At 71.9% G+C, this 1,222-nt stretch carries 1 protein-coding gene; it reads right to left on the minus strand.

Features of this window, described 5'->3' with window-relative positions; translation table 11 throughout:
* Positions 1 to 110: 110 nt before the first annotated feature.
* Positions 111 to 1,222: C39 family peptidase (locus H5J30_RS34310; RefSeq protein ID WP_181791721.1), on the minus strand; the 1,112-nt coding region annotated here is incomplete at its 5' end.

The following is a 1,222-nucleotide window of genomic DNA, read 5'->3' on the forward strand; positions in this document are numbered from 1 at the left end:
GCCGCCCTCGACCACGAGCGGGCCGACGAGACTCCCCGTGCCCCTGCGCGTACGCCGGGACCCGCCCCCCTGTGCGGCGGGGCGGGTCCCGGCGGTGTGGCGCAGTGGTGTCAGCGGATGCCGACGGCGGCCAGCGCGGCCTTCTGGGCGCCCGTGATCTCGCTGCCCCACAGCACGTAGCAGATGCCGCCGGTGCCGGAGCGGACCGCGCCGGCGGCGTCGTAGCGCTTGGTGCGGAGCCAGATGTTCTCCCACTGCCGGCGCTTGTAGACGTGCCGCACCGCCGGGTTGTCGGGCGAGGCCGGGTCGTTGGCGACGACGTCGCCGTCCTTGGTGAAGCCGACGACGGTCATCAGGTGGCCCGCGGTGCCGTATCCCGCGCCGTCCAGTTCCTCTTCGATGAAGGACTGGGAAGTTATCAGCGGGATGCCGGCGGCCACGAGCAGTTCGGCGTCGGCCAGCGAGCCGAGCCGGGTGACGACGCCGTTCATGTCGCGGTACGTGCTCGCGTAGGCGGTGTTGAACGGCCAGTTGCCGCAGCCCTCGTACTGGTAGTCGTACGTGAAGCGGGCGGCGTGGCAGACCTGCGGGTCGTCGTAGTCGGGGTTGACCCACTCCAGGTCCCCCGCGGCCGGCTTGCGGCCCCAGTATTCGATGATCATCTGAGACGAGGTGGGGCTGCACCATGCCTCACCGCCGTTGTCGTACTCGGGGTAGCGGCCGGCGTGGATGTTCTGCGAGTAGCGCGGGACGATCAGCTCGCGGGACAGCCGCGGCGTGCTCGCGGGCACCTCGAAGCGGTCCGGTACGTCGGAGCCCATCGCGCCGACCCGCCACACCTGCGGCGTCGCGTCGCTGCCGGGCTTGCGGTAGAGGGTCACCCGCAGCTGGTAGTCGACCAGCCGGAGCCCGCTCGCGGCGTCGTCGATCGCGAACGTGTCGGTCCAGATGCTGCTCTTGCCGTCCGACTGGTCGTCGACCGTGGTGCGGCGGATGTCCGCGTCGCCCGCGGCCCAGCGGCCCATCACGTACCAGGGTGTGCGGCCGCCGTCGTTGTACGTGCCGCGCAGCTCGACCATCACCCAGGTGCCGGCGGGGGTGGCGGCGTTCCAGGAGGCGACGACCTCGGTGGCGGGCGGGGCCAGCCGGTGGACCGGGGAGGTCCAGGTGGCGTATTCCCAGGAGGCGGTGGTCCCGGTGTGCGGGTCGGCGTAGTCGGTGC

This window comes from Streptomyces phytophilus (assembly GCF_013870535.1).
Classification (GTDB): domain Bacteria; phylum Actinomycetota; class Actinomycetes; order Streptomycetales; family Streptomycetaceae; genus Streptomyces; species Streptomyces phytophilus.